The 244-nt window shown below is 66.8% G+C and carries 1 protein-coding gene; it reads left to right on the top strand.

All coding sequences use genetic code 11. From position 1 onward, the window contains the following. Positions 1-244, top strand: a 244-nt coding sequence (locus tag IEW34_RS30480) for a transposase (protein WP_244641874.1), incomplete at both ends; no start/stop codon positions are given.

Below are 244 nucleotides of genomic sequence, written 5' to 3' on the forward strand. Positions count from 1 at the left end.
GCAGCCCACCCGGGACGGCTTCATCGCCGGCTTCAACGGCCAGATCGCGGTCGATCAGGCGCACCAGATCATCGTCGCCCAGCGCCTGGCGACCAACCCGGCCGATTACGGCGCCCTGATCCCGCTGGTCGACCAGGCCAAGGCCAATCTCGGACGCAAGCTGAAAGAGGTCTCCGGCGACGCGGGCTTTGCGACCGAAGCCAATCTGGCCGCCATGGCCGAACGCAAGGTCAGGGCCTATTTG

It is taken from the genome of Chelatococcus reniformis (assembly GCF_014640075.1).
In the GTDB taxonomy this organism is placed as follows: domain Bacteria; phylum Pseudomonadota; class Alphaproteobacteria; order Rhizobiales; family Beijerinckiaceae; genus Camelimonas; species Camelimonas reniformis.